The organism is Denitrificimonas caeni DSM 24390 (assembly GCF_000421765.1).
GTDB classification, from domain to species: domain Bacteria; phylum Pseudomonadota; class Gammaproteobacteria; order Pseudomonadales; family Pseudomonadaceae; genus Denitrificimonas; species Denitrificimonas caeni.
The window spans coordinates 16,294-36,089 of record NZ_ATXQ01000007.1 but is presented as its reverse complement, the minus strand read 5'-3'; the positions used below and the strand labels follow the sequence as shown (position 1 = coordinate 36,089).

Genomic DNA, 19,796 nt, shown 5'->3' with positions numbered 1-19,796 from the left:
AGGTTATAACTTGAACGAAAGACCTAGGCGTCGAGGCTCGACAAGGGCATTTTAGCGACTTAACGTAGAACTAAATCATGTCATGCTAATCAGTAATGTGTGAAAATCAGTTAAAGAATGAATGCGTCACTGCGTTATTTCTGCAAAAGGATCATCTACAACAATGACAGTACACAACAGACGCGGACTGGTTTTGCTGAAAACCCTATTGGGTTTAGCGCTCTGTGCGCTGCTGCTTTTCGCATGTCTGATTGGTTATGTCTGGTACTGCGCACAAGAGCGCCCGGTTATGCCAGCGCCGGCCACCATAGTGTTAGGTGCGGCGGCTTGGGGCAATAAACCCTCGCCTGTATTCAAAGAGCGCATCCGCCATGCTGTGCATTTGTATCAAACCAATACCACACAAAAACTGATTTTCACTGGCGGCGCCTTGCGTGATGGCATCCCGAGTGAAGGTGAAGTGGGCGCGCGTTGGGCGATAAAACTTGGCGTCGCTCCTGAAGATACCGCCTATGAGGGCACCTCGCGCGACACGTGGTACAACTTAAAAAATGCACAGGTGATCTTGCAGCAACAGCAGATTGATTCGGTTATTTTAGTCAGCGATTACTTTCATCTGGCGCGAGCAGGAATTATGGCGCGCGACCTGGGTCTGCATGTGCAGCTGTCGCCAACACCAACTTCAAAATTCAATAATTCGTCAGAGGTCGATAAACTCAAGCTGTACGTCAAAGAAGGCTACTTTATTATTGGCCATCAGCTGCGCAAATTATTTGGATCGGATTTCTATCGTGCCGAGTTAACTCCAGCTATAATTATTACTAATGAGCCATCCCTCTAGCCTAGCTCTGCCACTCTGTGATTCAACTGTTTGATTAGCTCAGCTAAAGCGCTGCAGGTTTATACTCCTTAACAGCCAGCAACTCACCGCGCGCCGCATCTTGCCGCGGGTTTGTAGACGCTTTTTGCTGGCTAGGATTCTAGCCGGTCAAATGCACTGCTTAGTCTTGTGAAGTGTGATAGGTTTTGCACATTAATAGTTTTCTTACATTCAGTTGTGGCGGGTGTCATGTCTTTTCAAATTGCCTTGATTTCAGAGCAGCCTCTTGACTCTTGCCCTAGTGAGTGGCGTCAGTTTAATAGCATTGCTGAACTACTCAACGATACCTCTGCAAACGTTGTTATTTTATCTTTGGCGGAGAATGTCTGCGAGCAGGCGTTAATAATGCTGCGTCAAGACCACCGCTATCAGTTTACGCTGATTTACACACTCAAATCGCAAGCGAAACCTTTGACACTCTCCGACGGAGCGCTGCCTACAGATATTGCAACGATACAAAAAGACCATGCAACGTTAATGCAGCGCTTGGCTGGATTTAATCGTGGGCGTCATCCAGAGCAGCTTGAAGAGTGCGTAATGGCCTGGTTGTGGACTCGCCCTGGGGCGAGTATCAGCGCGCAGCGCGATACAAAATCAGCACAGATCTATTTTTATCCTTTGATTCATGCTTTTGCCAATAATGAGCCGGTGAATCAGTTGCTGTGGTTACGTTTACTGACAGAGCAAGGCTTATTGGTTAGTACAGACTTGGTTGATCGTATTAGGCTCTGTGCCAGCTGTAATTCGTCGCGACTCAATTATGTCGATGTGTGCCCGCAATGTAAGGATTTGGATATTGCAAAAGAACCTGCTTTGCACTGCTTTACATGTGGTCATGTGGCTCCGCAAGAAAGCTTTCTAAAAGATGGTTTGATGATGTGCCCAAACTGTCTAACCCGTCTTCGGCATATTGGCAGTGATTATGATCGGCCGCTAGAAAATCAAAGTTGCCGAGCCTGCCGAACCTCGTTTATTGATGCTGATGTGCATGTGCGCTGCCTCGACTGTGATCACGCTCAGAGCCCAGATGAATTGCGTGTGCGAGAAATACGCCACTACACAATGACTGAAAAAGCACGATTGCGGTGTCGTCAGGGCTTTACTGAAGACATCTCGCGTGAGTATTTTAATCGTTTAAACTTGATTGGTTTAAACGATTTTACTTATTTGCTGGATTGGCAGCTACAGCAGGCTAGACGTTATCCTGGTTTTCCTGAGTGCTCGTTGATTGCACTACAATTCAATGGCTTGGAAAATGCCTTAACTACCCCTGAAGGCCAAGCGGCCCTAGATAATCTAGTTGAGCGCATTAAAGAAACGATCCGGGATACTGATCGTTGTAGTCGCACCAGAGAAGATCAACTGTGGTTGTTATTACCCCACACTGATTATCAGGGCGCTAAAATACTTGGCCAGCGTTTGGCAGAGTTATTGCTGTTGCTTGAGGGTGATGATAATAGCGTTAACTCTAAAGTGGCTGTTTTTACACTTCCAGGTGACCTGTTAGCTGAAGAAAATGCTGCCTTGCTGATGGGTAGACTGGCAAGCGAGGTTGGCTAATGTTTGACGCTGTACTCCTCATATTACAGGATGTTAAAAGCTTATTAGCTGGCTATAACAACATCAGTTCATTGCTGCTGCTGCTGTTTCCCTTTTTTTTGCTGATCGAACTGCCTATGAATGCGTTAGTGTTGGCGGGCGTGATGCGTTGGTTTTTAAAGAAGCTTGAACGCGTGCCGGTTAACAGTCGGTATGCGCCAAAGGTGTCGTGCATTATTACCTGTTACAGCGAAGGACGAGATGTCCTACTGACCCTGCAAACCCTCTGCGAGCAAGTGTACCCAGGTGAAATTGAGCTGATTCCGGTGGTGGATGGAGCGGTGCAAAACCATGAAACTCTCAGTGTCATTCGTGAGTTTAAGATCGATCGCAGCCTTTACCCCAATCGTGTGTTGCGCGCTGTGGCTAAATGGCAACGTGGTGGCCGCGTTTCTTCCTTAAACGCTGGGTTGGCGCAAGCCAGCGGCGAGATTGTATTGGCTTTAGATGGCGACACTTCGTTTGACAACAATACAATTAGTGCTTTGGTTCGCCATTTTGCTGACCCTAATGTGCCCGCTGTATCTGGTAGTTTGCGGGTGCGTAATGCGACCACCTCATGGGTTACGCGCATTCAAGAGCTTGAATACTTCTTGTCGATACACACCAGTAAGACAGGTCTGTCTGAATGGAATACGGTCAATAATATTTCTGGTGCCTTTGGAGCTTTTCGTAAAGACTTTTTACAGCATATTGGCGGTTGGGATACCCATACTGCTGAAGATTTAGATCTCACACTACGGATCAAAAGTTACTTTGGTCGACAGCCTTACCGTATTCCGTTTGAGCCTGAAGCGATTGGGCATACTGATGCTCCAGCCACTTTGCGTGAGTTTTTGCTGCAACGGTTGCGTTGGGATGGCGATTTATTTTTTTTGTATATCCGCAAGCATTCACACAGTATCACCCCACGGTTATTGGGCTGGCGCAATTTTTTAATGACGGTGTTAGCTGGGGTTTTCTTTCAGCTGGTCTTACCTTTTATGATCGTTATTTATACGCTGAGCATGCTGATTTTGTTGCCTGTACCAATCTTGCTATCGCTTGGCGTGCTGATTTATTTGGTCTATTTGGTGATGACGCTGGTGTTATATTTTACAGGCTTAGTGTTGATCTCAGAACGGCCCAAACAAGACCTGCGGCTGCTGCTCGTTGTACCTATTTTTCCGTTGTTTATGTTCGCTCTACGTTGCTGGGGCGTCGTCTGTGTATTAAATGAAGTGCTGCGGCGCGGCCACGAAGAAAGTGGGATGGCGCCTTGGTGGGTGCTGAAAAAAGGTAAGAGGTTCTGATGATGAGTGTAAGACAGCGACTCAGTGTTTGGTTATGTGGCAGCTGTCTGATGCTGACGATACCGACCTCAATGGCGACTGCAGTCACTTTGCAGACTTTAGTGCAGCAGATGCATGACAGCCCTGCGACAACTGCCACACTCTATGATGAGGAGCAAAAGAGTGCGGAGCTGACTCAGCGTTTGGAAGCCACCAACTGGAGCCTTTTTGGTGGTGCTGACAGCGGACGTTATCGTGATTTGGAAAAAGGGGGGTTGCAGAAATACACAGGTTATGGCGCACAGTTGGGCTTACGTTATCCTTTGCTTGGCACTCTGCAAAAACGCCACGCTGAAGTAGTGGATGCGCAAATAGCAAAAGGACAAGCGAGTCATTCTGTGGCCTTAACACGCGCGGAGCAGCAACAACAACTACGGCAAACCTATATCGATTGGTGGCAGCAAGAGGCCATTGCCCAGTGGTGCTCTCGCTATCAAGCATTAGCTGCTACCGAACAGGCCTTGGTTGCACAGCGTGCCGAGCAACAACAATTACGCCTGTCAGAAAAGCTCTGGGTTGAGCAACGCTGGCAGCGTTTTACACCGTTATGCAGTAGTGTCGACTCACAACAAGCGCGTCTGCGCAAAAAGCTGGTGTACTTGTATGGCAACCCTTTAGCGCACAGCGCGCGTCCGGTCGCTGAGTCGTTGCCGGTGCAGCTGAGTGCTGTTGAGCAGTGGTTACCGATCATTGAACAACATCCGGCTTTGCAGATGCAGCGCACCGCTGAGCATGAGTTGCAAGCCGTTGCCAGCAGCCGCTGGAGTGAGCGAGTGGATGCAAATTTTACCATCAGTCAGCGCTATGATAATCACTCAGAAATTAGTGGCAGTGGTGGCGGTACCATGGCTGCGATTAATTTTGAAATTCCTTTGGACAGTTTGACGCGAGCAACCCGCGCCAATCCAGCTGCCGCACGTTATGTCGCAGCGCAATATCGCGCGGCCGATACCAAGCAGGCGCTTCTGCAAACACTAGAGCGCACATTACTGACTTACCAACAGCGACTGGATCGGTTGCTTGAGCGTCGGCAGGGCGCGCAGCAAATGCAGCAGTTACTACAGGAACAGCTGGCTCGGCAATCTATTGATGCGGAAGGCGGATTTATGAATGTGCGCCAGGCTCAGCTTGAGTTAGCCGAAGTTGATCTAGAGTTAATCAATGACTGGCAGGCTGCTTGGTCGGTATTCGCCCAGCTTCAGGTACTCACCGATAATGCACCGCCGTTGCGCTCAACTGAGCAATTGCATTGGTCGAGTGTGCATTTATCTGCCTCTCAGCCGAGTAACGGTCAACGGCACTTAGTGCGCCCCTCTAAACACTCTTGGAGTACTGCAGCTTATGTGTGGGACAGTGCTGCGTTACTGGCACCTCAGCAACGAGAACAACAAATTGAACTGCTCGTCAGAGCGGGCTTTAATCGAGTGTATCTTGGCTTTAATGCCGCTCAGGTCGGTCAGTTAGAGCGACTTACTCCACAGATCAGAGAGCTGATAGCACAGCTGAAGCAGCGTGGTTTTGTGGTGGATCTGTTGTTAGGTGATCCCAATTGGCTACGACCTGAACAACGTCATAGCATGCTGCAATTAATTGATAGGTTTGCATCACTGCCTTTTGATCATTTGCACCTTGATCTAGAGGTTGAACAATTGGGTTGGCCGGTTCCTGAGTCACGCCTAAAAGACTGGCTCGACACCTTGGCCGCGGCAGCGCAGCGAAGTGCATGGCCGGTCAATATCGTCAGTCACCATCGTTGGTTTGCGCCAGAGCAACAGAGCGGTAAGACTTGTATTCCTTGTGCTTTACCGACGCTGAATATTTCCAGTGTGACACTGATGCTATACAGCACGGTTCAGCAATCGGTCAGCACACGTATTGCGGCTATACTACCTGCTTGGCCTAAGCTGCAATTTCAACTGGCACAAAGTGTCGAGGCACAACTGCCGGTGAAAAACAGTTGGCGTGGTAGCAGTGGGGCTGATTTGCAAGCACTCAACACCTACTTCTATGACCAGTTGCATCCCCAAGGATTGAAGGGCATCGCATGGCAGGATTGGGCACACTATCCTCACCCGGTTACCGAGAAACAGCAGCCATGAAAGTACGTTTTACCAGTGATAAAGAACGTCAACCTACGGTTGATAAGGGTATTAAAGTGATCTATGCGCCGGGTAAACGGCTTGCTTTTCGTTTACGCTGGTATCTTATTTTGTTGCTCGTGGCCAGCCCAGTTTTATGGTTTGTTGGCAATATTCTCAGTACTTGGATCGTACTGGATGCGCCTGCTCGGGTTGTTCAGCCGTTAACTGAGGTTCGTGCATTAGAAAGCGGGGTGGTGGTTGATTTACCCGTAGAGGTCGGTGCGTCAGTCGCGGCAGGAGAGTTATTGATTGCTTTGGAGAATTCTGCGTTATCAGCGCAATACCAAGCTGTTAGCGACACCTTGAACATGAACCCTGTGGTCAGTTCAGGCGTACAGGCTCAGCAGCAAATTTTACAGCAGCAGTTAGATGCTGCCCGACTGCACCGTCAAGAGTTGCAGCGACTGGTGCGTCTCGGGGCAGCTACGCGTGCAGAGTTAACTCAGAGTCAAGAGTTGCTAGGTAGGCATCAAGTCGCTTTAATTAACTTTGAGCGTAACCTTGAGCCCTCCAGCGAACAGCAACTGTATTTGCAGCGTAATCAAGGTGAGCTGCAAGCATTGAGCGAACGTCTTGAGCGGTTACAGATTCGCACGCAAGGCGATGTGCTGGTCAGAAGTATAACTGTTACAGAGGGTGAAGTAGTTGCTCCAGGTACAGCGCTAATGCAATTACAGTCAGATCAACCATTTCAAGTGCAGGTGTTTCTTGATGCGCAGCAGCGCGAGTTGGCCTACCCAGGGCAACGCTTAAAGCTACGATTCCCTGATGGATCTTGGCGCGATGCAGTGGTCAGTGCAGAGCCATCACTGGTAGCTCGCCTACCGGTTGAGATGCGTTCGCCATTTACTGCCAGCGAACTAGGGTTGCTATTAATCGTGGAAACCTTAGAGCCGTTACCTAAAGCTTGGCAATTAGATAATTTACCATTGCAAGCACGTTTTCCTAATAGGCTGCAACGTTGGTTGCAATAGTTGGGATGCATTACTGTGCTACAAATTGAAACGCTTGCAGTAAGGTTTTAGAGCGTACCGCGGTATTGATTAACCTTGCTCAAAGACCTGTTAAATCAAAACTAACGACCGTGTTTGAGTTTGTGTATAATGCGCCGCACGCACTCGTAGCTCAGCTGGATAGAGTACTGCCCTCCGAAGGCCTGCCTCGCCTAAGTATCTCAAAATACCTCTCGTTACATAAACCGACTTCTTCTTATATATCAACGCATTAGCTCTGTATTTATCAGTTTGAGTATAAAGCACCTTTATGCATTATAAGGCGCTTTAGGCTGGCCACGATTAAACTTGGTCACAACTGATCGGCTCCTAAGAGAGCCTTTTTTGACTACCGCCTAATTTTTAAGCATACTGCTGGGAGACTTTTCTAGGGCGAATTCCATGGCTGGTACCTACACCACCGTCGCAATCAAAAATTTAACGCCTCACCCAGATATTGGCCGAATATTAACCAGGTCTATTGCGACCTATGAGTCAAAAAACTACTCTCTTTTTAGCGATGAAATGCTCCTTCTCATGCAAAAAAGTATGCCCATTCATGTCGTCAGAACAGCTCCTAAAGAGTTGTTATTTTTTTCTGGATGGGAGTTACTCAGCGAATTAAGAAGCCGAAATATTGCAACGGCCTGGGCTGTTATACATGACCAGAAGCCCGATGAAATTGTGCTCTGGGCATTGCAGTATGAACTCAGTAAATCCATTTATACACACAATGAAGACAGCCAAAAGCATAGGCATTTTTACGAGTTACTGGATCTCAACAAGCCGCTCTGGAGGAGAATATTTACAGACCCTAAACCCCGGACAGCTGTTTCAGCTTTACAACGACTCTGCAATTTAACACGCGGATATGCGCGTAAATTTGATAACAAACAGCCATCTAAAAAGCCTGTAATTAGCCCTCTCGAACTTTTATTAGCAGATCCAACTGATCAGCAGGCAGACAATGATTAGTCGTTTTTTCACGATCGAACATGAAAAAAGCGTGCTGGATGTGCTGGAGTTACGTGCGGCTCAACTAACGCTAAACCTTCTAAACTCAAGCTGTGACGAGGATATTAAAAGCAGTATGCGCGAGCATTATTTAAATAAGATTGACGCATCTCTGCCACTGACAACAGATCAAGTGCTGCTTGATCAAGTACGTATAGATTTGAAAAGTAATCAAAAAATGACTCACTCTCAAGTAGAGCTTTTTTTATGTTTTTCGTCTGCTCAAATGATTGGCTGGCAGTCTTTAATATTAGTCACCTCCTTAGAGCATAGACGGCTATTTGAGGATCCTACGCGCAGCCTAAATGCTATGAATGCTTTTCGATTGCTATTACAAAACAAAGAAGAGAATGAAAAACTTCTGGAAATTGCTGCTCTTGAAAAAAGCCTTCCCAATCCGTTACAGCCTCTAGAACAGATTGTTATAAAGCTAACTCACTATCTTAAAAACCTGCCAGCAGAGCATCAAAAATATCAGACATATATACTGCAAAGACTCCTGCCAATCCGCAGAATCCTAGATGACGTTCTAGTTGAGGCGATAAAGAACCCACGGCCTAAAGGAGTTTTACATACTGAAGGACAAGATGACTCTAAACAGCTATCAGACCAACCGAATACTCACGGTAAGCCGACTCAAAGAGGGAACTTTAATACCACTAATAAGCTTGCCCGAACAGATGATGAGGAAGCAGCTCATACAGTAATACAAGAATTTACTGCGAAAACTGACGGAACATTAAATGATTTGGAGTTTAGGTCAGACAACGCTCCGGACAGCTCATTTATTACGCTCGCACCCGACAAAAAAGCACCGGCCAGCCTACGCCAATCTCTAACGCTGAGTGCAATACATGCAAAAACAGTTGCCAGCCATATCGAACGAAATGAAAAGCGACTTATTACAGCTACAAACCAGATCACTCGGTATGATATTAAATGCCTGTTAGCTGCCTTACGTCAGCGTGCAAATGAACAGCCTCAGGTGGTCTTTATTTTATATCTGATGTTCGTGACAGGGCGACGGTTAGAGCAACTTCTACAAGCAAAAAAAGTACGAGGAATCTCAAGCTTTAGCAGTACAGGCGATGCCTATACAATCAATCAAAATAAAGATACTTTTTGGCTGTTCCGCCCTAATCTCCCGAAGCACGCTTTAACCGGCAATTTAAAGCGGCTGGTCGATCAGCAAACCAGCCCCGTAATTTTACCGCTACCGCAGGCTCCTATTGATAGTGGGTTATTGTCAGAACTACCAGAGCTGAGCAAAGAAATTCGACAGAAACTTGATGACTTTGTGAATGACATAAATCGTGAGTATAAAACCAAACTGACAATGAGTCGTATCGCTGATTTCTTAAGTAATTTCTTACATCACCAAGGCGTAGACGATGTTATAAACGCTTTAGTTAGTGGAAACCCAGGCATTCAAGAGGCCGGCACTTACTACCACCAATATGATCACGCCACAGTTCTCACTGCTTATGAGATATTCACCAAGGAGTTTTTTGCCGCCGGTGTGCAAGAAGATCTTAAAGTTTTCATTCAAAATCATCCCAATGGAGGCTCACAGCTGATTGTTAAGCAGCAAGCCGTGGCTGCGCTCTTTGCACACCTTATTTCTAAGATCGACTCTAGTCAGGGGATCGCTGAATTTCATAATGCGTACACCTACTACATTGTGCATTTACTAAATCTGGCCACTGGCCACAGGCCAGTGCGAGATCCTTTTGATGACCTAAACCATATCGATCTTTTAAATAAGAAAATTTTTATTTCTGATAAAGAATCACGCTTTACGTCTTCATCAGCTAGATCTTTGGTACTACCCGAAATCGCTGTTCAGCAAATCACATTTTACCTAGAGCATCTAAAAAGACTCCAATTACTGCTACACAGCATAAATCCTCTGCTAGCAGACGCGGTGGATATGACATTGGCTGGGAAAAACAGACTGTTTTTTTTAATTGAGGAGAATGAATTAGGTCAATACCAAATGCAGCCTCTGGCACCGAGACATGTTAAAAAATATTTGGGAGCCCTATTTGATATTCCAACCAACTGGCACCGTCACTACCTACGTACAGCGATGGCTAACCATAATATCAATGGAGAGCTCATCGACTCGTGGATGGGGCATGCAAAAATTGGGCAGGAAGGCTACAGCAGCTACAGTGGGCTCAGCATGCTAGGTCTGCAAAAAATCGCAGAAACAATTGATGGTTTAATGGAAGAGCTAGAAATTAAGGCGCTAGCTGGGTGGGGGCAGTAATTTATGAGTAACAGTGCGGACCCGTACGGTACGGTGCAGCGTGTCAGGGAGAATAATGCCGAACACACAAAAACCTTAGCGCAAGTGCTCGAGCAAATGGAAAGCTGGTTTCCAGAGCATTTACCGATACTGTATAGCAATCAAGATATATCAAACTCAGTATTTTCAGGCCAAGTTCAAGCGTTCCGCAACTTCCTTAGAGGTCAGTACAATGACCTACATCGATTAAGGCTTGCCTACTATCATTTAGCAAGAAAAATTGCACAGGGCAATGAGGATGGAGACTGGGCTCTAGATATTCCATCACCTATTGTAAGCGTGCCAAGAACGCGCAGCAGTCGCAGCCATCAGTTTTTTAAAGCAGGAATTGAATCAGGCAAGCTGCATCAACGCTGGCTGGAAATAATTGCGAACAGCCCCACCTCTCCACAAGACAGATCGAATTTGCTCGCAGATGTATTGATATCTGCTGCTTACTATGGCGGCCTTGCCAACCCCAGAGCACTGATAAGTTTGGCAAACGCGCTCAAGCAAGACATTAAGCCATTACAACGAATCGATCAAACAGTATGGATCGATTTAATGTGGAGTGATGGTTCAGATCCACTGAATTATAAAATGCAGCTGGAAGGCGAAACGAGCTGGTGTACGTTATACAGATTTTATCCTGATAATCGAACGCTTGGACTTATTCTATCGCTGCATAAGTACAACAAGCGACACGAGGAAGAGGAAGAGGAAGAGGAAGACAATACCAGCACTCTGAATCAGAGTGATGCATGGTCTCTGATTAAAGCAAGGCTGCTGAGCAAGACCTACAAAACAGGAATAAATAGCCTTCGAGCATTTTGTAGCGGTGCACAATCAGTGACTGAAATGCTGCAAGGCATCGATATACCGCAGGCACTATTAGAGACAGCCTCAGGGCGTGTAGCAACAACTTCATTATTACCACAACAGTTGCAGGGATGGCTGCTACAAGCTCAACCAGCCGAGGAAACACAAACATTCGACTTTCAAACTGTAGCGACCAGCTTGTTAGCTGCCACACAAGCAAAGCCTAAAGTTGAAAAGCACGACATAGTGCAACAGGATTCACTGAAAACAGTCGACTCACTGCATAAGAAGGCTACTTCTGCATTAGATTTACAGCGTGGTGGACTAAAGCGTTCAGCCGCAGAGGGTGTCAAAGAGCTCAATGAGTTAATCAGTATAAGTACGCCACTGCACGCCAAGATACTTATACAGTGGTCTATAAGTAAGTTAGCGACACTGCAGCTCTCTTCTGTACAGCGGTACTACCATGAAGTTGCACAGGAGTGGTTGTATCAAACGAATGAGCAAGAGCTAGATGAGCTGGATGAAAGCGAGCTAGAGCACATATATGGGCAGATCCTAGCAAAGAAAACCAACGCTAAGTCTCGCAGTTATCTACATGGGCGCCTCAAAAATTTACATCGGTTTGCAAGTGAGCAGTACGGCCTACCTGCGTTAACCAGTTTTTTCTCAGGTGCCGGTGACTCTGAAAATCAAGTTCAAGTTCAAGTTAGAGTGGGATACATACCAGAAATTATCTATAAATCTATGTTAAAGAGCATGGATAATCTTGTTGGTTTAGAACCTGAGACTGTGGAAGGTTTAAAGGTTTTATTGACTCTGGCATACCGTACTGGAATGCGTCGCGGTGAGCTGCTCAAACTTAGGTTATCTGATATTGAAGAGTCGATTGAGTCATGGATATTTATTGTAAACAATCGCTACGGCAACAATAAAACAGATTCAGCTAGAAGAAAAATCCCGACCTACCTGCTGTTGCTTCCTGATGAGTTGCGGCAATTCCAAGAGTATATAGGGCGTCGACGCAGTCAGAATCCGCATACAACAAATACACTTGTTTTTTCTGAGCCTCACGCAGTAACCGTTCCCCATAGCGGCACAATGGTAAGTAATTTAATTAAGTACCTGCTGGCACGCTATGGGCTTGGAGACCTGACCTTTCACCATCTGCGGCATAGTGCTTTAACTAATCTGATGGTAGTCCTGCATGGCAATAAAAGACTTATCTCGCGGTTGACAGGGTACACACCCGAGCATGCCGATAAGATTCGCGCTGAGCTTTATTGTGCCAACATAAATAGTCGACGTGATATTTACAGTGCTATTTCAGGGCTTGCTGGGCATTTAACGCCTGATACAACGTTTCTGCATTACATACATGAAACCAGCCTGCTGTTATGGGAGCGACTGGTCAGGTATGACCCAATGCTGGACATCAGAAATGCACGCTATTTTAGTGGTTTATCCACAGAATTTATTAATAAGCATCTAGATCAAAAACCACGAGCTTTAAAACTCTCTGAGCTAAGATCTGAGATATTAGCTCGGCTTGTGCCAGCAACTCATATCATAAAAGCAGAGCCTGAGCCTAAGCACTTGCCCGTTGAGGAGAGTACCGAGAATAATAAGCCTGACCCTCCTACTGTTACCGAATGTTATAGCGCTTTAAAAGATATTGAAGGCGGCGACTCTATAGCTGCCATTGCCATTCGTTATACACTTAAAGAGCAAGTGGTTATGCGCTGGTTTGAAGCAGCAAAACGGTTACAGGAGCTAAGAACTTCTCGTGGTAATCGTCGGTTATTTCCCAGTAACTTAAAAGAAACAGTCATTGGAATACCCTTGCTTCCTTCAAAACCACAGGACAAAACAACTCAAGCTGAAATTGATAGCACCATCAATCAGCTAAGGCAGTACTTCAGGGAAGATCGTGCTGAAAGTATCTGGTGCATTACATACTGGATTTTTAATAGTAGCCATTCGAAAGCGGGTATCAGGTTTACAGACCCCCAAGATCTCAACCGTTTTATAAAAGCTCTACAAAGTATTTTCCCTTATAAACGCTGGCACTTGAAACTGCTGATCACGCCTAAATCCACTCAAGCAGATATTCAAGTATGGCGAGTTAAAGGAATGGTTAATCCAGCTGAAGAGTTTGTTCAGGCGGGAAAGCATATTCAAGCCTACCTGACGCTGCGCCATAAAGATGAGGAAGAGATCCTTGCTAGTCGCAAGAAAAACATGAACCAGTATGCGTCTTCACTGCTGAGGTACGTGTTCCATATGCTCGCAATTATGATTGGAGACAGTCCAAAAAAAGAGCATAACTCGACCATTAATAACGAAGCTGTTAATACTGAGGTGCCTGCAGCTGAAGAAACAAAAACACCAGTGGTGGAAGCAACTCAGGCTGACACGCTCCATAAAAATAGCGCGGCGCTAGACACCATAGCTCAACCCAGTTCACTCAGCGAACTTAATCTAGAAAGACACGAGGAACAAAAGCAAAGCGCAGAAGCCTCCGCTGATGACATGCTTAAGGCCTATTTTGGAGATGAATATTTTGAATTATTCCAATAACCACGCTATTTAAGGTGATCCCTCCGAAAAATAGCAGTGGTGTATCTAACAGGTCACGACAACATTTCTGCTGTTTTTCAGGAAGTTACCGTATTAAATATTACGTGTCCTTACTGATGCGCTATCTATTCATATACTAACGAATATATTGACCGCAAGGGGGAGGCACAAGCTAGCAATAGCCTATCGTGAGCAGTCAGTTCAGTTCACAGTTTTATTCTTACTGGTGTTGTTACTTGTACTTTTTGTTGTATTTTTGCACGTATTTGCTGGTAAATAGGTATCTGCACGTCCTCTTTCACTTCAAGCGTCACAGCTAAGGAGTAAGGGATAAGCTCATCCAGCTGTTGAGTTGCATCAGGCTTGCAGCTGATATGCAAAAGCAGCTCTTCCCCATCTTGGTAGGCTGATATTTCTTTGGCACCTTCTAAAATCTCATGCTGTACGGTTCCACGCTTCACCTGATTATGATCGCTTTGCATACGCTGAATCACTAAAGGCGTTTTGTCCCACGGCGATGTTGCAGGTGACAGCTCTAGTTTGGCCTCGCGCAAATTAGCATGATTGGTATTTATCGGACTAAACCAAGCCAGCGTAATCACTAACTTACGCCAATGCTTTTCTCCTGCTAATGCTTGTGGTAAAGGAAATCGATACTCATGTATTTGGTTTTGAGTTATCTCACCACTGCCAATCACCGTTGCGCGCTGCTGAGTGTTGCGCAGTAGCCAATTTAAGTCGACTTGTCCATAGCCCATATAACGCGCCAAGGCCTCTTTTAATTGTCGCGGCCCTTCCAGCATTTCTTTGAATGAATTTATAGCATCTTGCGGCTGGCGCGCTCCATGCACCATGAGTGCTTTTATGGTCACAGCCATCAACTCATTTGATATTTGTGCCTCACCTTGAGCTATAAGTTGCTCTAACTCTTCATAAACCCTGATAGCTGCACGTGTAGCCAGTGCGGTAGCGTTGCTTGTGCCCCGCGTAAAAACGATCTTATGCAAATCGCCCTGCGCAGAGCCTGCCCAAGCCACTTTATGGCCAGGACTGCTAAGACTATTATTCAAGCTAATATTGGATTGCGAATCTGTAAACGGCTCATTGAAAAGCTGTCTTCCCGCTGGAAAGTAAATCTCTGGTTTAACTGATCGCTTAAAACCGTGACCTAAACGACTTATCAAGCTTGGAATGGTCAAGTTACTCAATAAATCAATTCGGTTAGCTACAGAGTAAGTGCCAGCCTCATCTTGGTGCATGCCACCAACAGTAAGCACATTAAAAGCTTCAGCAGGTGAAATTAAACGTCTTTGTAATTGATTATTATTGGCTGCGGTTAATGCTGCACTAGTTTTTTCATCGGCATTTAGCTTCCGCCATTGCCCATAACTTATGCCCAGCTCAAGGGAATCTGTGTAGTTACCAGCACTAACCAGAAATAGCACTCGATATCGAAATGACAGCCAATCAATCAGCCGCGCCAAGGGACTTGGTGTGTGAGTAAAAACCTGCTCTGGATTCCCAATAGATAAGTTAATCAGCTTAATAGTGCTATCTGCACTTTCGAAGAGCCTTTGCACTGCTAAAAGTATGCGCTCTTCTAGGAACTCATCATCTGGCACATGCTCTACAACAGTATTTTGTGAACGTCGATTAGTGTCCGGCTGTAAAACGGGAATGCAATATAACGCTTTAGTTAGCGGGGTTTCATCGGCGCTTAAATCACCACGCATAATCAACGAAGCCATGCTCGTACCATGAATGCGCTCACCCTGCTGGTAAAGCTGCTCGACGCCAAACATGTCATCAATAGCTAAGTTTCCATTCAAAGCTTGGTGCTTCACCAAAGGCAATCCATCTAACAAAGCAGCAACAGGCGGCTGTGTGGCTGCGTGCTCAGCAACATCTGAGACTCCTGATTCCTCAACTGCGAAAGACGTGATGCTTTGCCCTGTTGGGCGGAAATGCATAATACCTGGAAAATTAAATAAGCTGATTTGCTGGTGTCAACGGCAACTGAAAACTGACCCACTTACCGCTTAAATCGGCAATCTAAATTTGACCCACCCTAAGCGTTTTTCATCAATTTGCTGCTTCTATATTAACTGGGGTTACACCAGCCATTTTCTTACCTTTTAGACGATAGCTGTTACCGCTAATTTGAACGATATGCGCATGATGTAGAAGCCTATCAAGCAGTGCTGCAGTTAATGTTTGGTCATCAGCAAAAGCCGTGGACCACTGTGAGAACGGTAAGTTACTGGTCACAATAATACTGCCTTGCTCATAACGCTTGGCGATGACGTTAAAGAACAGATTGGCTTCTTCTCTGCCGAAAGGTAAGTAACCAATTTCATCAATCTGATAAGGCCTGACTTTCTCAGACACTTTTTTGATTCATAAAATACTGCTTTTCATAGTTAATTGGTGACACCCGCTGATTGTGCGTGTGCCTGCGTTTTGGATTGTAAAACATCTCGATGTAATGAAATATAGCCCGCTTTGCTTCTTCCCGTGTTTTGTACTTATGGCGGCGTATTTTTTCTTTTTTAAGGTTGCCAAAGAAGCTTTCAGCAACTGCATTATCCCAACAATTGCCTCTGCGGCTCATGCTGGCTTCCATATTAAGTGAACTGAGCAACGTCCTAAAATCACGGCTGCTGTATTGAGAGCCTTGATCCGAATGCAGTCGCACAGCGCCTTCTGGTTTACGGCGCCAATAAGCAGCCATTAAAGCATCTTGAACCAGAGTGTCAGTCATCCGATCAGACATCGACCAGCCAACAATGCTGCGTGCGAACAAGTCCATGACTACCGCTAAGAACAAGAAGCCTTCCTGGGTGTGAATGTAGGTGATATCGCTGACCCACCACTGGTTTGGTGCAGACACATTAAAAGCACGGTCGAGCGTGTTGGGCGCTGTGATATAAGGCTTACCACTATAATAACCTTTAGGTCTTTTATAGCCGCGTTGCGCACAAATCTGCGCCAATCGCATTAATCTCAGTGTTCGATCGCGCCCACATTTGATACCAGCCTCAGCAAGATCAAGATGGATGTTGCGATAGCCATAGTGTCCACCGCTTGCCAGCCAATAGTGTTTAACCAGAGGCAATAAGCGCTGATCATCCTTGCACCGCTTGCTCTCTGGCGCTTTAACCCAAGCGTAATAGCTGCTGTGATGAACACGCATCACTTTGCAAAGCAAGCGTACAGGATAACGGTGGCGACGAGATTTTATGAACGCGTACCGTTCTTTGACTCGCTGGCAAAGAACACGGCGGCCTCCTTTAAGATGTTGCGCTCTTGCTCAACACGCTTCAGTTCGCGCTTTAAACGGGCGATTTCTGTTTGTAAATCATTATCTTCCAGTCGTTTTTTAACCGGTTTGGAAAAGATCTTAATCCAGTTGTACAGCGTCTTATCACTGATGCCTAAGCGCGTAGCAACGTCTACAACAGCATAACCATGGATGGTCACTTGGTTGACAGCTTCTTGCTTAAACTCATCTGAATAACGGTAGCCTTTGCTCATGTTTAACCCCTTATGGTTGTTCATCTTTTTACCATAAAAAGTGTCGGGGTTAGTCAGGCCTTATCAGCTACGTCGATTCCATCATTTGCTAATATGGACGCTACAAGTCGTCGAGCCCTCATTGAGGAGGTAGCTAGCGATACGTTTACGGCCGTGCAGGGTTTTGTGGAAGGAGGTGCTTTGGTTTTCGATATGAGCACGAATGTTGTTGTGATGAGCTGACGGCGAGCCAGAGACATTGCCAGTCCATCTCGCCTAAATTGGTGTCCGGTTTCATTAGACGACTACCGATCGACTATAGGGAAATTTAGGCTGAAGTTGGTAGTACCTTCTGGGGTGCTGCTAACTTCAGCTGTGCCGCCGTGTAAGCTCATGATGGATCGAACTATTGCCAAACCAAGCCCGGTCCCTCCTTCTACGCGTGAACGGCTTTGGTCTACCCTGTAAAAACGTTCAAATAAGTGGGGGAGATGTTGTGCGGGAATCTCTTCCCCAGAGTTGATGACTGATAACGAAACTTTATTGCGTCTCGCTTCTATTGCTAAGCGGACGTTGGAATGGGTAGGGCTGTGCTCAATAGCATTAGACACGAGGTTATAAATAGCTCTCTGAATCATGATTCTATCTCCGAGAATAATGCCGGCCCCGTCGACATTTAAATGAAGCTGCTTTTCTTCAGCCGCAATACTAAATAAATCAATTACGCGGACAGCCTCTTTTTCCAGAAAAATATAGTCGAAAGGGATAGAAGATGCTGAGTGGTCTGCCTGAGCCAAAAACAACATGTCAGATACTATTCGAGACACGCGCTCCAGTTCTTCGATACAGCATTCAAGCGCGGTTTTATACTCCTCTGAAGGTCTTTCTCTGGATAAGGTTACTTGCGCCATTCCTAATAAGTTAGAAATAGGGGAGCGCAGCTCATGGGAAAGATCGTCTGAAAATTGCGAAAGTTGTTGGACGCCGTCATTAAGACGATTCAGCATGAAGTTTATCGTTTTTGCTAGCTCGCTTAGCTCTTGGGGAAGATTGTCCGTGGATATTCTATGAGTGAGGTCTCTAGTTGTAATCAGTGAGGCGGTTTTGTTGAATTTTATTAGTGGCGACAGCCCTCTATGTGTAATCCACCAAGCACCTGAGCCAATTAATAAAAGAAGGGCTGGCATGGAGAAGAGCGCAGTCTTCAAGCTCATTGTTAATAGTGTTTTGTCTTCAGATCTGTCTAGCGATAGTAGAACTCTTACTGACTTTCTGTCAGTGAGTTTCACTAGCTTTAAAGCGGTTAAATAGCGTGTGTTTTCTTCATCTGTCCATGAGTGAAAGCTGGTATTGATCGTTGCCGGGATATCAAGCAGATATGAGGGTAAGGATATCTCTTCCGATGCAATGAAATTATCTGTAGGTGGATCTACGCCATATATAGATAAGTTTAGATTCTTGTGGGCCAGGACAATGTCTTGCAAGTCATGCGGGTGTTTTATTTGTGTATTAGTGTCCATATCCTCATTCAAGCTGTGTTCGATTTGTTTGATTTTTCCATGCAAGCTATTCTTGGCTATCAAGTTAAGTTGAAGGCTTAGGGCGAGGTATGTTAATGACATTATAATAAGAGCCAGCGCTGCCCCCATCATACTGACGGAAAGTCCCAAGCGAAGAGAGAGGCTCAAAGGTTTCATTCCCTGTCCTCGAGAACATAACCCACACCTCGAATCGTGTGAATCAATTTTCTCTCAAACGGTTCGTCAACCTTGGCGCGAAGCCTGCGGATAGAAACTTCAACGACGTTGGTGTTACAGTCAAAATTCATGTCCCATACTAATGAAATGATTTGCGTCCGTGATAAAACTTCTTTGGTATGCTGCATCAATAAGTGTAGGAGGGAAAACTCTTTGCTGGTTAGGTCGATACGCTTCGAACCTCGAAATGCGCGATGCCCGACTGAATCTATTTCCAAATCAGCTACTTTTAGGATAGAGGCTATGGCTATATTCTCTCTACGCCGTAATAATGTACGAATACGAGCCAGCAATTCTGGGAATTCAAAAGGTTTTACTAAAAAATCATCCGCACCCAAATCCAGACCCTTAACTTTATCAGATAAGCGACCTCGAGCTGTCAGCATAATCACACGCGTATTGCTACGATCTCGGATAAGTTTTAATACATCCCAGCCATCTAGGCCTGGAAGGTTGACATCAAGTATTACCAAGTCGTAGTTGTGTTGGCTTACAAGGTGGAGGCCGTCAATCCCGTTTAATGATTTATCTACAATATATCCGTTTTCGCTTAGACCTTTTTGCAAATAATCGGCAGCTTTTGGCTCATCCTCGATTACAAGTATGCGCATATGATTTTACCCTGTTAAATATGCCTGATTCTGAACTTTATTAAAAAAGTTATTGAGCTGAGTTGACTTGCGGTTATAAGTTTTTATGCATGTTATATTCCTTGTGTTAGTGTGCCGTTATCAAGCCTGCTTGGTTTATTTGGATACGATTCAGCATGTCTTCCTGTCAATTTTTAGGGGCGGAAATTTGTCGTATGCATTTTTTATTTGAGCAAGCGGTGCGGATTGCTCAAAGCTTGTCAGCAAGCGCAATACTAATATATCTAGTT

The 19,796-nt window shown here is 45.6% G+C and carries 12 protein-coding genes and 1 pseudogene; 8 read left to right on the top strand and 5 right to left on the bottom strand.

From position 1 onward, the window contains the following. Positions 1-163 precede the first annotated feature (163 nt). From H591_RS15300 to H591_RS0110495, 8 genes are all read left to right on the top strand, one after another. Positions 164-841, top strand: a complete 678-nt coding sequence (locus tag H591_RS15300; protein WP_022966920.1) for a YdcF family protein — start codon at positions 164-166, stop codon at positions 839-841. 228 nt (positions 842-1,069) lie between these two features. Beyond that, the gene (locus tag H591_RS15295) at positions 1,070-2,440 is read left to right on the top strand and encodes a TackOD1 domain-containing metal-binding protein (protein ID WP_022966919.1); all 1,371 of its coding nucleotides are present in this window, start codon (positions 1,070-1,072) and stop codon (positions 2,438-2,440) included. Next, a complete protein-coding gene (locus H591_RS0110520; RefSeq protein ID WP_022966918.1) occupies positions 2,440-3,771 on the top strand; it encodes a glycosyltransferase family 2 protein in 1,332 nt (443 codons plus the stop codon). Before H591_RS15295 ends, H591_RS0110520 begins: the two co-directional genes overlap by 1 nt. A 50-nt stretch (positions 3,772-3,821) precedes the next feature. Then, complete coding sequence (locus H591_RS15735; RefSeq protein ID WP_156853198.1) at positions 3,822-5,909, top strand: TolC family protein; 2,088 nt, start codon at positions 3,822-3,824, stop codon at positions 5,907-5,909. Further along, positions 5,906-6,925, top strand: coding sequence for an HlyD family secretion protein (locus H591_RS0110510; protein WP_022966916.1), 1,020 nt, complete (start codon positions 5,906-5,908; stop codon positions 6,923-6,925). Before H591_RS15735 ends, H591_RS0110510 begins: the two co-directional genes overlap by 4 nt. 420 nt (positions 6,926-7,345) lie before the next feature. Next, entirely contained in the window at positions 7,346-7,918 is a 573-nt protein-coding gene (locus H591_RS0110505; RefSeq protein ID WP_022966915.1) for a hypothetical protein, read from the top strand. Continuing rightward, the gene (locus H591_RS0110500; protein WP_022966914.1) at positions 7,911-10,229 is read left to right on the top strand and encodes a hypothetical protein; all 2,319 of its coding nucleotides are present in this window, start codon (positions 7,911-7,913) and stop codon (positions 10,227-10,229) included. The genes H591_RS0110505 and H591_RS0110500 overlap by 8 nt, the downstream gene beginning before the upstream one ends. A gap of 3 nt (positions 10,230-10,232) precedes the next feature. After that, positions 10,233-13,646, top strand: a complete 3,414-nt coding sequence (locus H591_RS0110495; protein ID WP_022966913.1) for a tyrosine-type recombinase/integrase — start codon at positions 10,233-10,235, stop codon at positions 13,644-13,646. Between the two features lie 206 nt (positions 13,647-13,852). Here the strand turns inward: H591_RS0110495 and H591_RS15290 are convergent, their stop codons facing one another. The 5 genes and pseudogenes from H591_RS15290 to H591_RS0110460 form a co-directional block, all read right to left on the bottom strand. Next, the gene (locus H591_RS15290) at positions 13,853-15,490 is read right to left on the bottom strand and encodes a S8 family peptidase (RefSeq protein ID WP_169337559.1); all 1,638 of its coding nucleotides are present in this window, start codon (positions 15,488-15,490) and stop codon (positions 13,853-13,855) included. A 238-nt stretch (positions 15,491-15,728) separates the two neighbouring features. Then, a pseudogene (locus H591_RS15285) lies at positions 15,729-16,007 on the bottom strand (ATP-binding protein); the annotation flags it as partial. Positions 16,008-16,026: 19 nt separating this feature from the next. Further along, positions 16,027-17,180, bottom strand: a protein-coding gene (locus H591_RS0110480) for an IS3 family transposase (RefSeq protein WP_156853196.1) whose coding sequence is annotated in 2 segments (ribosomal slippage) — positions 16,027-16,934 and positions 16,934-17,180 — 1,155 coding nt in all. Because the reading frame shifts where the segments join, the coding sequence is not laid out codon by codon here. A gap of 284 nt (positions 17,181-17,464) precedes the next feature. Beyond that, on the bottom strand, positions 17,465-18,856 hold the full coding sequence (locus H591_RS0110465) for a heavy metal sensor histidine kinase (RefSeq protein ID WP_022966907.1): 1,392 nt from the start codon (positions 18,854-18,856) through the stop codon (positions 17,465-17,467). Then, positions 18,853-19,527: a heavy metal response regulator transcription factor gene (locus H591_RS0110460; RefSeq protein WP_022966906.1), complete on the bottom strand. Its 675-nt coding sequence runs from the start codon at positions 19,525-19,527 to the stop codon at positions 18,853-18,855. The genes H591_RS0110465 and H591_RS0110460 overlap by 4 nt, the downstream gene beginning before the upstream one ends. Positions 19,528-19,796 lie beyond the last annotated feature (269 nt).